Source organism: Lysinibacillus zambalensis, assembly GCF_040183165.1.
In the GTDB taxonomy this organism is placed as follows: Bacteria; Bacillota; Bacilli; order Bacillales_A; family Planococcaceae; genus Lysinibacillus; species Lysinibacillus zambalensis.
In genome coordinates, this window is record NZ_JBEGDG010000014.1 from 1 (window position 1) to 14,090 (window position 14,090).

At 38.9% G+C, this 14,090-nt stretch carries 11 protein-coding genes and 1 pseudogene; all 12 read left to right on the forward strand.

Annotated elements, in window-relative coordinates:
• Positions 1-16: 16 nt before the first annotated feature.
• Positions 17-379 (forward strand): annotated as a pseudogene (locus ABNX05_RS17095) (RNA-guided endonuclease InsQ/TnpB family protein); the annotation flags it as partial.
• 191 nt (positions 380-570) lie between these two features.
• Positions 571-2,124: a M20/M25/M40 family metallo-hydrolase gene (locus ABNX05_RS17100; RefSeq protein ID WP_349660826.1), complete on the forward strand. Its 1,554-nt coding sequence runs from the start codon at positions 571-573 to the stop codon at positions 2,122-2,124.
• Between the two features lie 459 nt (positions 2,125-2,583).
• Positions 2,584-3,789, forward strand: coding sequence for a GGDEF domain-containing protein (locus tag ABNX05_RS17105; protein WP_349660827.1), 1,206 nt, complete (start codon positions 2,584-2,586; stop codon positions 3,787-3,789).
• Between the two features lie 109 nt (positions 3,790-3,898).
• Entirely contained in the window at positions 3,899-4,261 is a 363-nt protein-coding gene (locus ABNX05_RS17110) for an Asp23/Gls24 family envelope stress response protein (RefSeq protein WP_053594173.1), read from the forward strand.
• Positions 4,262-4,279: 18 nt separating this feature from the next.
• Positions 4,280-5,929: a DAK2 domain-containing protein gene (locus tag ABNX05_RS17115; protein ID WP_349660828.1), complete on the forward strand. Its 1,650-nt coding sequence runs from the start codon at positions 4,280-4,282 to the stop codon at positions 5,927-5,929.
• 351 nt (positions 5,930-6,280) lie between these two features.
• Positions 6,281-6,943, forward strand: coding sequence for an L-serine ammonia-lyase, iron-sulfur-dependent subunit beta (gene sdaAB, locus ABNX05_RS17120; RefSeq protein WP_079560428.1), 663 nt, complete (start codon positions 6,281-6,283; stop codon positions 6,941-6,943).
• 14 nt (positions 6,944-6,957) lie between these two features.
• Positions 6,958-7,869, forward strand: coding sequence for an L-serine ammonia-lyase, iron-sulfur-dependent, subunit alpha (gene sdaAA, locus ABNX05_RS17125; RefSeq protein ID WP_349660829.1), 912 nt, complete (start codon positions 6,958-6,960; stop codon positions 7,867-7,869).
• Positions 7,870-8,441: 572 nt separating this feature from the next.
• Positions 8,442-10,487: an ATP-dependent DNA helicase RecG gene (gene recG, locus ABNX05_RS17130; protein WP_349660830.1), complete on the forward strand. Its 2,046-nt coding sequence runs from the start codon at positions 8,442-8,444 to the stop codon at positions 10,485-10,487.
• Between the two features lie 129 nt (positions 10,488-10,616).
• On the forward strand, positions 10,617-11,195 hold the full coding sequence (gene fapR / locus ABNX05_RS17135) for a transcription factor FapR (protein WP_349660909.1): 579 nt from the start codon (positions 10,617-10,619) through the stop codon (positions 11,193-11,195).
• A complete protein-coding gene (plsX, locus tag ABNX05_RS17140) occupies positions 11,192-12,184 on the forward strand; it encodes a phosphate acyltransferase PlsX (RefSeq protein WP_349660831.1) in 993 nt (330 codons plus the stop codon). Before fapR ends, plsX begins: the two co-directional genes overlap by 4 nt.
• 184 nt (positions 12,185-12,368) lie before the next feature.
• Positions 12,369-13,322, forward strand: coding sequence for an ACP S-malonyltransferase (gene fabD, locus ABNX05_RS17145; RefSeq protein WP_349660832.1), 954 nt, complete (start codon positions 12,369-12,371; stop codon positions 13,320-13,322).
• On the forward strand, positions 13,315-14,061 hold the full coding sequence (fabG, locus tag ABNX05_RS17150) for a 3-oxoacyl-[acyl-carrier-protein] reductase (RefSeq protein WP_349660833.1): 747 nt from the start codon (positions 13,315-13,317) through the stop codon (positions 14,059-14,061). The genes fabD and fabG overlap by 8 nt, the downstream gene beginning before the upstream one ends.
• Positions 14,062-14,090: the final 29 nt, after the last annotated feature.

Consider the following 14,090-nt stretch of genomic DNA (forward strand, 5'->3'; position numbering starts at 1 on the left):
CAATTTATATAAGTGACTTAATGACATCCGAACAAATCATTTATATCAATGTTCTAATGAGATTGTGAAAACCAAGCTATCTCGTATTGTAATGGAACATTTACATGTAAAAGGGTTGATGAAAAATAAATATCTGGCGAAGGCGGTAGCCGGGCAAAAGCTATATGAATTCAAACGACAAATTCAATACAAATGTCAAAAATACGGAATTGAATTTATTGAAGCCGACAGATTGTTTCCATCATCCAAAACTTGTTCTAGTTGTGGACAAATCAAATCAGATTTGAGACTGAAAGACAGATTATTTATCTGCTCTTGCGGAATAAAGTTTGGTCGAGATTTGAACGAAAATATTAATTTAGCAAATTATTCAATCTGAGGAAATTAACCGAAACTAAACCTTAGATGTGTACGCAACGATACTGCGGAATTTAAGCCTTTGGAGAGTCATATTAAATGGCAGTAGCTTTTTGCGAAACCAGACTCGAAGAATAAGGAAGACACAAATACGAAAGTCGGAAGATATAAGTTGTGTCACAGTAGAGATGTCTACATTTTTAAGAAATGTATATGTTTTTCGTATCGGAGAGTAGGACATTATCTAAAGGTGAACATGAATTTGCCTATAAATTAATAAATAAATTGCAAACGCTTTCTTATTTTCAGAAAAACCCGGAATTTATTGAATTACATGATGCGGGTCTTGAACGCAATGCTGTAACTGCCTTGTATAAGCATCCTTCTGCAACAGAAACGGTTGTGTTAATTAGTCATTTTGATACGGTCCATACTGAAGAATATGGCGAGCTGGAACCATTAGCCTTTTACCCTGAAGAGCTGACAAAAAAGCTAATGGAACCAAAATACAAAAAGGATTTACCTGAAGCAGCAAGAATTGATTTGGAATCAGGCAACTATTTATTCGGTCGTGGAACGATGGATATGAAAATGGGGCTTGCTTTGCATATGCAGTTGATTGAAAAGGCAAGTATCGAAGAATGGCCCATCAACCTTATTTTAACGGCGGTGCCAGATGAAGAAGTGAATTCTGCTGGAATGCGTGCAGCAGTTGTAGAGCTTGTCAGACTTCGTGAAGAGCATGGACTCTCTTATAAACTATTTTTAAATAGTGAGCCTTCTTTTTCACAAGGTCCAGCTGATATCAATGAATATATTTATTCAGGAACTATCGGTAAAATTATGCCTGCTGCCTTATTTTACGGAAAAGAGACACATGTGGGTGAGCCATTAAAAGGAATGACCGCAAATTTTATTGCTTCCTACATGACGCAGCATATGGAGTGGAATCCTGTTTTCCGTGAGACAGATCTCGGTGAAAGTACGCCATTACCTGTATCCTTACAATTAAAAGATTTGAAAATGGAGTATTCTACACAAACACCATATCGTGCAGCAGCCCTTTACAATGTATTTTTATTAAAGCGCACAGCATCGCAAGTAATGGATATTTTTGAACAAGTTGCATTGGAAGCAATGTCAGCTTGTAATGAACAGTATAAGCGAATTTGTGAGCGAGAAAAGGTACAAGGTGTAGGTGAAGTAAACGTACTTCGTTATGAGGCACTTTTAGAGTATGCGATTAATAAATTAGGCGCCAAGGAAGTAGATTTAATTAAAAGTCAAGTTATTGAAAATAGCGCATGGGATGATCGAGAGAAATCTATTCGCATTGTGGATCAGCTAATGATTCGTTGTCAGGAACTATCACCAGCGACAGTGTTGTTATATGCACCACCTTACTATCCGGCAATCAATTCATCTAATGATTCTCTTGTTATTCGATCCATTGAATTGATGAAGAAAACAGCCAAAACATTTAATATTGAAGTGGAGCAAATTCACTATTTTAATGGAATTTGTGATTTGAGCTATGTCAATTATTCGGATAACTCTAATGAATGGATAGCATTCGAACGAAACACGCCTGTATGGGGAGAGACGTATAGTATTCCGTTTGAGGAAATGTCCTCATTAAAGGGACCTGTTTTAAATGTTGGACCGTTTGGGAAGGATGCTCACCAAAAGACGGAAAGACTACATGTGGATAGTGCATTTAAGGAAATGCCAGTGATGATTGATTCGCTTATTAAAAGCCTGTTTTGATTTAAGGAATAGAATGGCAACAAGGGAGGTATAATCGAAGCGCTGTTATAAATTTATTCTGTTCGATTATATGGTGAGGAGCCGTAATATTCACTTTGAACTTTTCGGAGTTTACAAAAATTATATGTAATCGTTCAATTTTGTTAAAAAAGTTGGTGTATATAAACATCAGCTTTTTTTATTGATTCGAGATTTTAAACAGCGAAAGTGGAACGCCAGATCTAGAAAATTTGTTTTTGACTACGAAAATCAGCCAAGGTAGAGTAGTTCCTTTTTCAACAACTTTGCAAAGAATACTTGTATTTTTCATTATTTAGACGATAAAAATAGAACAAATTATCTTCATTCAGCAATGTTTTCTGTGCGAAAGCGAAGCGACAGCAACAAATGTTTTCTGTGCGAAAGCGAAGCGACAGCAACAAATGTTTTTGCAAGTTTGTTTTATTAGGAGCGGACATTATGGAAAATCAAGAAAAGCTAGTTCTCTCTATACAGAAAGAAATGATTCAATTTAATTTAAAACGGATGCGAGTGGTAGCATGGACATTGATGTATATATCAACTATCATTACGGTTATTCATTATGGTGAGGTCTTCTTTTCGAATTCAGAAAGAGCGATGGTGCCAGCATATATAGCTATTCATACGATATTGTTTTATATAGATTTAGCGGTGTTAGTATTTGTAAAAGAGAAGAAATTTCGGGTTACAACGTTTAATATGCGAAAATATGAATCTATCTTACTTGCATATATCTATACGATATTGTTATTGATTACTGTAATAACTGTAATGGACGTTTATTTCTTTAAACATGCAGCTCTTTATGAGGTACTATTTTTAATGATTTGCACTGTTTTTTCCATCCCTTTCCGGAAAATTTTTCGGATTGTGGTAATAACAGTACCACCAATTTTAATAAGTGCTTATCTGAGTGTTGGGATATCAGGTGAAGGTATTAAAATACTTTTACCGATGTCCCTTATTATTCCTATAGGGCTAGTTATTCAGCGACATACTTATAAAATGCAAAGACAATTTACGAAAGAACATATTTTATTGCAAGAAGAAATGACAAAATCCAAGAAATTGTCAAAATTATTAGCTGAGAAAAATAATGAACTATCAGCGCAAGCACTTCGGGATACGTTGACCAATTTACCCAATCGACGGGCTTTAAATAATAAATTGACACAAATTGGGCAACAACTTAGTAAATCAAAATCTTTATCTGTCATGATGATCGATATTGATTTCTTTAAAAATTTTAATGATTATTACGGTCATTTACAAGGTGATGAAGCATTAATAAAAGTGGCGGCTCTTTTAAATGAAATTGCAGAAAAATATAATGCATTTGCAGCACGTTGGGGAGGCGAAGAATTCGTAATTGTTAGCCAGCATGCCGCCAAGTTTTCAGAGCATGTTTGTGAGGAAATTTTAGAGGAAGTACGCAACTTAAACATTCGTCATGAGCATTCGATAGTAGCTGATATTGTAACGGTCAGCATCGGGATGTGCCATGTTAAAATTACAAATAGCGAGCAATTAAAAACATGCTGTGAATTAGCTGATCAAGCATTATACACAGCAAAGCAACACGGTCGTAACAACTTTTACAGCAAAAGTGGAAATTTCGATGAAGATGTATGTTTGCCTTTATAATGTCAGAAAAACGTTGATACAGTGCGCTTTCATGCCTTCCGAGGTTGCTTAATGTATAACGAAAGTGTTACAATATCATTTAGTCAAAAAGAGCCAAGGGGGCATTTCTATGTCAATTGAGTTAAACAATGAATTCGGCCAAATTGATATTTCAACAGATGTACTTGCACAAATAGCTGGTGGCGCTGCTGTAGAATGCTACGGTATTGTTGGCATGGCATCTAAACATCAAATTCGTGATGGTCTAACTGATATTTTACGTAAAGAAAATTTTGCAAAAGGTGTTGTAATTCGAAAACAGGACGACGATTTACATATTGATATGTACATTATTGTTAGTTACGGGACAAAAATTTCGGAAGTTGCTTATCAAGTACAATCGAAAGTGAAATATACAGTGGATAAAACATTAGGTATGAGCGTAAAATCTGTCAATATCTTTGTGCAGGGCGTTCGTGTAGCGAATGATTAAGAGGAGGAACTAAATCTAATGCAGTCTTTAGACGGAATAAAGTTTGCAGAAATGGTGCAAATGGGTGCCCATCACCTATTCCAAAATGCAAATTATGTTGATTCATTAAATGTATTTCCAGTACCAGATGGTGATACAGGAACGAATATGAACTTATCGATGACATCTGGAGCAAAGGAAACGGAGCAGTATGTCTCAGAACATATCGGCAAAACATCCCAAGCTTTATCAAAAGGTTTACTTATGGGAGCACGCGGGAATTCTGGCGTTATTTTATCGCAGTTATTCCGTGGCTTTGGTAAATTTATTGAAAAAGAAGCGACAATTGATGCTAAGGGCTTAGCGGGTGCTTTCCAAGCTGGCGTTGAAACTGCCTATAAAGCAGTAATGAAACCGGTTGAAGGTACAATTTTAACAGTTGCACGTGAAGCGGCGAAAAAAGGCGTGGAAGTGGCAGAAACTGAAACCGATATCATTGCAGTAATGGAAGCATTTACTGCTGAAGCACAGGCTTCATTAGAGCGTACACCTGATCTTTTACCTGTTTTAAAAGAAGTAGGTGTTGTAGATAGTGGCGGCCAAGGTCTATTGTTTGTGTATGAAGGATTTTTAGCATCCTTAAAAGGTGAGCCATTACCGGTGAAAAATGAAGCAACTTTAGATGATTTAATTAATGCAGAACATCATAGAGCGCAAGATTTCATGGATACTTCGGATATTGAGTTTGGGTATTGTACAGAAATCATGGTACGTTTTGAAGAAGGAAAAGAGCCGTTTAGCGAGGAACAATTCCGTAATGAATTAAACCCACTAGGTGATTCTTTACTTGTTATTTCTGATGAAGAGATCGCAAAAGTGCATATTCATTCTGAGCAACCAGGCTCTGTTTTAGCAATGGGTCAAAAATATGGTAGCCTTATTAAAATTAAGGTCGACAATATGCGTGAACAGCATTCTGCCATTGTTGGTGAGGATCATAAAGCACCAACTCCAGTCAAAAAAGCAGAAAAGCATCCATATGCAATTGTAACGATTGCAATGGGCGAGGGAGTTGCTGAATTACTTCGTTCAATTGGTGCTTCTTATGTTATTGAAGGCGGTCAAACAATGAACCCTTCAACTGAAGATATTGTGAAGGCGGTACAGGAAATTGGTGCTGAAAAAGTATTGATTTTACCGAATAACAAAAATATCGTCATGGCAGCAGAACAAGCAGTAGAGCTATTAGATATAGAAGCGGCTGTAGTGCCAACGAAAACAATCCCTCAAGGTATGGCAGCGATTTTATCGTTTAATCCAGAGGCGACAGTTGAAATGAACCAAGCGACAATGACAGAAGCTTATGCAAATGTTAAAACAGGTCAAGTAACTTATGCAGTTCGAGATACATCAATTGATGGTGTGGAAATTCATAAGGACGATTTCATGGCTCTTGCAGAAGGTAAAATTGTATTATCTACTCCGGCATTAAAAGATGCCGCTGAGAAGGTAATTACTGATTTAGTGGATGAAGATGCAGAAATTGTAACAGTCATTTATGGTGAAGATACAACGGAAGAAAATGCTTCAGAATTAGTGAAATTTATTGAAGAGAATTATCCAGAGGTTGAAGTAGAGTTATTTAATGGTAAACAAGGATTATATCCGTATATTATTTCAGTAGAATAATCCGATGCTACTTTATGAATGAGTAGATAAAGCAGTGCACACAATGTGTACTGCTTTTGTTTATGGTACAAAGAGACTAGGGGATTATATTGGATATAAATCAGCTGAAATAAACGATTTGGTGTGCGTATCCAGAAGACGATGTGTTTGTAAATGCTGGAATATCAGCAGTTTGAAATTATTGTTTTTTTGGAGTAGACAAAAGTTAATTAAAAATTCCACTGTGTAAATTATAGTCGCTTAAATTTTCTGAAAGTTGATAAAGAAATGCTTTGCTTTTATAGTAACTATCAAGCATTATATAAGTAAAAAATCAAAAATATTATATAGATAGAATAGAGGGGTGTTAGTATGAAGTTTACTTCAGTATTTGATATTATTGGACCGGTGATGATTGGGCCTTCTTCTTCTCATACGGCAGGTGCGGCACGAATTGGGCGTGTTGCTAGAGATTTATTTGGAAGACAACCAAAGTGGGCAAAAATACACTTATATGGTTCGTTTGCGGAAACGTATAAAGGACATGGAACAGATGTAGCTTTGATTGGGGGTCTATTAAATTACGATACATTCGATGAGCGAATTAAAACTGCTTTTGCCGATGCAGAAAAGGCGGGATTAGACTATGAGTTTATCCCAGAAACAGCTAACATGGAACATCCGAATACGGCTCGCCTTGTAATTGGCGATGATGAAGGAGAGATGTCCGTTGTTGGTATTTCAATCGGTGGCGGTAAGATTGAAGTTAGTGAGGTTAATGGCTTCAAGCTGCGTCTAACAGGTGGCATGCCAGCGATTCTTGTTGTCCATGATGATCGTGCTGGCTGTATTGCCAATGTGGCAAATTGCTTAGCGATGCATGCGGTCAATATTGGGCATATGGAAGTTTCTCGTATTGAACGTGGTTTAACAGCCCTTATGGTGATAGAAGTCGATCAAAACATCGAGGATAAAGTATTACAACAAATTTCTTTAATTCCACATATTTCGAAGGTTTCTAAAATTAATAACTAAGGAGGTGTCCCGATATGGACGTATTGTTTCATAATGTTCGTGAACTAGTTGAACGAGCAGAGCAAGAAGGAAAACTAATATCTGAAATTATGATAGAGCAGGAAATGTTAATAACTGGACGCACTAGAGAAGAAATTATACAGCAAATGGACAATAATTTAACGGTGATGGAGGAAGCTATTGAAAGAGGCTTGAATGGTGTTAAATCTGTAACGGGCTTAACAGGCGGTGACGCGGTATTGCTTCAGAATTACATTGCACAAGGAAATTCATTGTCGGGGGATTTATTACTAGATGCGGTAAGTAAAGCGGTTGCGACAAATGAAGTTAATGCGGCTATGGGTACAATTTGTGCTACCCCAACTGCAGGCTCGGCTGGAGTTGTACCAGGGACATTGTTTGCAGTGAAGAACAAGCTAAATCCGACACGTGAGCAAATGATTCGTTATTTATTCACGTCGGGTGCTTTTGGCTTCGTTGTTGCCAATAATGCTTCGATTTCAGGCGCTGCCGGTGGCTGTCAAGCAGAGGTTGGCTCAGCTGCTGGTATGGCAGCGGCTGCAATTGTTGAGATGGCTGGTGGTACCCCGCAGCAATGTTCAGAAGCGTTTGCCATTACACTCAAAAATATGCTAGGGCTTGTTTGTGATCCAGTAGCTGGATTAGTAGAGGTTCCTTGTGTTAAGCGGAATGCTATGGGAGCGGCGAATTCACTTGTGGCGGCTGATATGGCACTTGCGGGGGTTACAAGTCGCATCCCGTGTGATGAGGTGATTGGCGCAATGTATCGAATTGGACAATCTATGAGTCCGAATTTAAAAGAAACTGCCCGTGGAGGCCTAGCTGCAACTCCAACAGGTAAAGCTATTAGCAGAGCCATTTTTGATAATGGCAATTTAGAAAGTATTAAGTCACTTCAAAAATAAAAGATAGTAAACACGCTTTTCCTAAGTGGATGGCGTGTTTTTTGAGGTTCTACATGTAGAAAATGAAATTTATGTTGAAATAGTACGGAAGGGTAGTTTGGGCAAAGAGGATACATTCTCTTGGTGATATTCTACTTCTGTATCTGTCGCTATGCTTTCGATACAATAAACATTTGTAGCTGACGTTTCACTTTCGCTACGAAAACAATCGCTGTGAAGATAAAACGTACGCCATGTATATAAGTTGATCTTCGTGACCAACAAAGCGTTCAGCCAGAACGGAAATCAACCACTCGTTACGGTGATGAGTCTAGAATTAGGGGTATCACCAAGAAAAGTGATTATTCATTCGTTATAATTAACTATAAATGAATTGAATTGCTATCTTACTTAAAATGAAAAGTTATATAATAATATGGAGAATAATACGTGTTCAAATGTTTAAATGCTAAAACGAGCTTAGAGTAATCGTAAGAAAGGGGAAACTCATATGCTGAAAAATAGTATGGTGATACGAATGACTGTAGATAAAGTACTTGTGGTGAAAAATTTAGAAGGGGCTGTCGTGCAAGGTGACTGATTTAACGAACCCCGTTACTAATTTAAAGGGAATCGGGAAAGAAACAGCAGGACATTTAGAAGCATTGGGCATCGAGACGGTAGCTGATTTGTTATGGACGTTTCCGCATCGGCACGAGGATTTTCGTTTAAAAGATTTGGCGCAAACACCACATAATGAACGTGTCACTGTTGAGTGTAAAGTTGAGCGTGAACCAACAGTATTGTTTTTAGGTCGCAATAAATCACGATTACAAGTGACGGTGCTGGCGGGTCGACATTTAGTGAAGGTTGTTTTTTTTAATCAAGGCTACTTAAAGCAAAAGCTTGTACCTGGAGCAATTATTACCGTTACAGGTAAATGGGACAGGGGCAGACAAGTTATTAATGGAACGTCTGTAACATTTGGTCCTAAGACAGATCAAGTTGACTTTGAACCTGTTTATAGTTTAAAAGGTTTAATCCCGCAAAAACGTTTTCGTAAATATATGCGCCAGGGGCTAGATGAGTTTGGTGCTGACATACCTGATGCTGTTCCACAGCGCTTACGCACGGATTATAAGCTCGCTACAATACGTGATGGGCTTGAGGGAATACATTTCCCTATTGATGCAGGACATGCAAAGCAGGCTAGAAGGCGCTTTGCCTATGAAGAGTTACTAAACTTTCAACTACGTGTTCAAGCGTTACGTAAAATTCGAAAGGACAGTGAGCACGGTACTGTTATACAGTTTGATTTGCAAAAGATACGTGCCTTTATTGCATCGTTACCATATGAATTAACGGGTGCGCAAAAACGCGTCGTCAATGAAATTTGCAAAGATTTAAAAGAGCCACATCGTATGAACCGCTTACTCCAAGGTGATGTAGGGTCAGGGAAAACTGTTGTCGCGGCAATATGTTTATATGCGGCTATAACTGCTGGTTTTCAAGGGGCATTAATGGCACCAACGGAAATTTTAGCAGAGCAGCATGCTGAGAGTTTGAAGGAATGGTTTGAGCCATTTGGCGTACGTGTAGCTTTATTATCGGGATCGACGAAGGCGAAGGAACGTCGTTTGCTTTTAGAAGAACTAGTAAATGGAGACATCGATATTTTAATTGGTACACATGCGCTAATTCAGCCAGATGTCGTTTTTTACAAGCTAGGTTTTGTTATTACAGATGAACAGCACCGTTTTGGTGTTGAGCAGCGTAGAATATTGCGTGATAAAGGAGAAAACCCAGATGTGCTCTTTATGACGGCAACACCAATCCCGCGTACTCTAGCGATTACAGCATTTGGAGAAATGGATGTTTCAATGATCGATGAAATGCCGGCAGGGCGTAAGCAAATTGAAACACATTGGATGAAAAAAGAGCAATTTGGTTCTGTTATGTCAAAGCTAGAATTAGAGCTTGCCGCCGGTAGACAGGCGTATGCTATTTGTCCGCTGATCGAGGAATCAGACAAGCTAGATGTACAAAATGCTGTAGAAATTTATGAGCAGCTTGCAACATATTTTAGTGAGCGCTACAATGTCGGATTAATGCATGGTCGTCTAACTGCTGATGAAAAAGACGCTGTCATGCGAGCCTTTAGTGAAGGAACTATTCATGTGCTTGTGTCTACAACCGTTGTTGAGGTTGGGGTTAACGTGCCGAATGCAACGTTTATGATTATTTATGACGCTGAACGCTTCGGCTTAGCTCAGCTACATCAGCTACGAGGGCGTGTTGGACGAGGAGAACATCAGTCGTATTGTGTGTTGCTTGCCGATCCGAAATCCGATGAAGGTAAAGAGCGAATGCAGTCGATGACGGAAACGAATGATGGTTTCCGCCTTGCTGAAAAGGATTTGGAACTACGTGGTCCTGGGGATTTCTTTGGTCGTAAACAAAGTGGCTTGCCAGATTTTAAAGTAGCGGATTTAGTGCACGATTATCGAATACTTGAAACTGCGAGAAAAGATGCGACGGATATGATTGAAACAGATGCTTTTTGGCATGATGATGAGTATAAATATTTACGTGACATGCTTGAAAATTCTGGCGTTTTACAAGGGGATCGCTTCGATTAGTTGAATATCGATGCTCAATTAGGAATGTGAGCACTTGTTTATAAAACAAGTCTTGCATTCTTTTTTTATACTCTATATACTGATATTAGTACCAAGTGCTAATAACAACTAAAAAGGTGGCGAATGATGTTGAGACGAACGAAAAAAGAGCGACAGCGACTATTATCCGAAACGATAGCTGATAATCCATTCGTCACAGATGAACAGCTAGCAACACAGTTTCAGGTTAGTGTCCAAACAATTCGTTTAGATCGTATGGAGTTAGCGATTCCGGAATTACGAGAACGAATTAAAGATGTTGCTTCAAAAACCTATGAAAATGAAGTAAAATCACTACCGATTGATGAAATAATCGGAGAAATAATTGATATTGAATTGGATAATCGTGCATTATCTATTTTTGACGTAAAAGAAGAACATGTTTTTCAGCGCAATGGCATCGCACGTGGACATCATTTGTTTGCGCAGGCAAACTCATTAGCGGTAGCAGTTATTGACGATGAACTAGCATTAACAGTACATTCTAACATTTCCTTTGTGAAACCTGTTAGAGCTGGAGATCGTGTTATTACAAAAGCAATCGTTATCGGACGTGATGAAAAAAGTCATCGTACAAAAGTAGAGTTAACGTCCACTGTTAACGGTGAAACAGTTTTTGTTGGTGAATTTGATATGTACCGCACGAAAGGTAAAGGTGAACAACAATGAAATTAGCGCTTGATGGAATGGGTGGAGACAACGCACCAAAATCAGTTGTTGAAGGTGCTTTATTAGCTTTAGAGCAAATTCCGAATTTAGAAATTCAATTATATGGTCAGCAGGAAAAGCTTGAGCCATTTATAAAAATACATGATCGATTAACTGTAGTACATTGTGATGAAGTTGTCGAAGGGACAGACGATCCAGCACGCGCGGTTCGTCGTAAAAAGGATTCATCGATGGCACGAATGATGGATGCAGTTGAAGAAGGTAAGGCGGATGCTTGTCTTTCAGCTGGTAATACAGGTGCTTTAATGGCAGGAGGCTTATTTAAAGTAGGACGAATTGAGGGGATTGCTAGACCTGCTCTAGCTACTACACTTCCTACTTTAGATGGTAAGGGCTTTTTAATGCTTGATTTAGGGGCGAATGCAGATGCGCGACCTGAGCATTTATTGCAATATGCAATTATGGGCGATATTTATGCGAAAAAGGTAGGTGGCTTACAAAAGCCGCGTATCGGCTTGTTAAATATCGGTACTGAGGATAAAAAAGGGAATGAATTAACAAAGGCCGCTTTTGGCTTATTAAAAGAAGCAGATTTAAACTTTATCGGCAACGTAGAAGCTCGAGATTTACTTGAAGGGGTAGCAGACGTTGTTGTAACAGATGGCTTTACAGGTAATATGGTGCTTAAATCAATAGAAGGTACTGCTGGCGCGTTATTTTCAATGTTAAAAGAGGCGTTTATGGCTTCAACTAAAACAAAAATTTCGGCAGTACTTATGAAAAATAATTTACGCGACCTAAAAAATAAAATGGACTATACGGAGTACGGTGGTGCAGGTTTGTTTGGTTTACAAGCACCTGTGATTAAGGCGCATGGCTCATCCAATGCTAAAGCAATATACAGTGCAATTCGCCAAGCGAATACGATGGTTGAGCATACAGTCATCTCGACAATTACAGATACAGTACGTCACATAGAAATCGATTAACTTCTTTCAGCGGGTGTCCAAACACCCACTAAAATAGAGGAAACTCAGTCTAAGAACGCCACGTCCTGTGGCATTACCGAAATGACCGACATCGTGTCGGCCCTCGTGCAGGCCTAGGCGCAAAGCCGATTCCGGACGCAAATTATGCCGAGGCAGAATTGATTAAAAAGGGGATTAATAAAAAATGACAAAAATAGCATTTATTTTTCCAGGCCAAGGTTCTCAAGTAGTTGGGATGGGGCAAGAGTTTATTGAGAATTCGGCAGAAAGTAAAGCATTTTATGAGCGTGCAAATCAATCACTTGGCTTTGAGCTATCTAAGCTTATGCTAGAGGGACCGGCTGAGGAGTTGACATTAACTTACCATGCTCAGCCTGCACTTCTAACTACAGGTGTGATGGTTGCTGAAAAATTACGTGCAGCAGGTATTATGCCAAATTATGCAGCTGGACATTCACTTGGGGAATATGGCGCATTAGTAATCGCTGGTGTGCTGTCGTTTGAGGATGCCGTATCTGTTGTGCATAAGCGTGGACTTTATATGAATGAAGCTGTACCTGCAGGGCAAGGTGCTATGGCTGCCATATTAGGGATGGAGCTTGAGGCATTGCATGCAGTAACGGAAAAAGTATCTGTAGCAGGTGATCCAGTTCAAGTAGCGAATGTAAACTGTCCTGGACAAATTGTTATTTCTGGCACAAAGGAAGGCGTTGAAAAAGCTTCTTTAGCGGCTAAGGAAGCTGGTGCAAAACGAGCAATTCCTTTAGTTGTTAGTGGTCCATTCCATTCAGAGTTAATGCGACCATCATCTGAAAAGCTAAGAGAAGCGTTGGCTGATATATCATTGTCAGTTCCGCAAATTCCAGTAGTCGGTAATGTAATGGGGAAAGAGCTAGAGGATGTTCCGGCTATTCAACATGAACTAGTAGAACAAGTATATAGTGCTGTGCAGTGGGAAGCATCTGTGCGTGAAATGATTTCGCAAGGTGTGGATGTCTTTATTGAATGTGGACCAGGAAAAGTATTGAGTGGATTAGTGAAAAAAATCGATCGATCTGTCACGACATACTGTGTTTATGATGAAACATCATTAGAGGCTGTACTAGAAGCATCGAAGGAGTGGACGATTAATGCGTAAATTAGAAGGTAAAGTAGCTGTTGTAACTGGTGCTTCACGTGGAATAGGACGTGCTATTGCATTAAAGCTTGCTAATGAGGGTGCTAAAGTTGTCGTAAACTACAGCGGTTCACAAGCAAAAGCAGAAGAAGTTGTCGCAATGATTCAAGAAAATGGTGGCGAGGCAATAGCTGTACAAGCAAGTGTTTCAAAAACAGAGGAAGTTACAGCGTTAATGGATGCAACGGTGAAAACATTCGGCTCGCTTGATATTTTAGTAAATAATGCGGGGATTACACGTGATAACTTGTTAATGCGTATGAAAGAAGATGAATGGGACGATGTGTTAGATACGAACCTAAAGGGCGTTTTCCTTTGTACAAAAGCAGTAACACGTCAAATGATGAAGCAACGTGCAGGCCGTATCATTAATATTTCATCCATTGTCGGTGTAGCTGGTAATGCGGGGCAAGCTAATTACGTAGCTGCAAAAGCAGGTGTTATTGGATTAACTAAAACGACTGCTAAGGAATTAGCATCACGAAATATTTTAGTAAACGCGATTGCACCAGGCTTTATCGAAACTGAGATGACTGATCAACTACCAGAAGATATAAAGCAAGGTATGCTTACGCAAATTCCGCTAGCAAAACTTGGGCAGCCTGAGGATATCGCAAAGGCTGTAACTTTCCTAGCTTCAGATGATGCTAGCTATATGACGGGTCAAACGTTACATATAGATGGCGGCATGGTCATGTAATTTCAATTAGTCATAAATAATGATTTTTT

Bases quoted from the DNA above. Each gene is read 5' to 3' on its own strand.
- ABNX05_RS17100 (WP_349660826.1), top strand. From the start codon at position 571: ATGTTTTTCGTATCGGAGAGTAGGACATTATCTAAAGGTGAACATGAA.
- ABNX05_RS17105 (WP_349660827.1), top strand. From the start codon at position 2,584: ATGGAAAATCAAGAAAAGCTAGTTCTCTCTATACAGAAAGAAATGATT.
- ABNX05_RS17110 (WP_053594173.1), top strand. From the start codon at position 3,899: ATGTCAATTGAGTTAAACAATGAATTCGGCCAAATTGATATTTCAACA.
- ABNX05_RS17115 (WP_349660828.1), top strand. From the start codon at position 4,280: ATGCAGTCTTTAGACGGAATAAAGTTTGCAGAAATGGTGCAAATGGGT.
- sdaAB (WP_079560428.1), top strand. From the start codon at position 6,281: ATGAAGTTTACTTCAGTATTTGATATTATTGGACCGGTGATGATTGGG.
- sdaAA (WP_349660829.1), top strand. From the start codon at position 6,958: ATGGACGTATTGTTTCATAATGTTCGTGAACTAGTTGAACGAGCAGAG.
- plsX (WP_349660831.1), top strand. From the start codon at position 11,192: ATGAAATTAGCGCTTGATGGAATGGGTGGAGACAACGCACCAAAATCA.
- fabD (WP_349660832.1), top strand. From the start codon at position 12,369: ATGACAAAAATAGCATTTATTTTTCCAGGCCAAGGTTCTCAAGTAGTT.
- fabG (WP_349660833.1), top strand. From the start codon at position 13,315: ATGCGTAAATTAGAAGGTAAAGTAGCTGTTGTAACTGGTGCTTCACGT.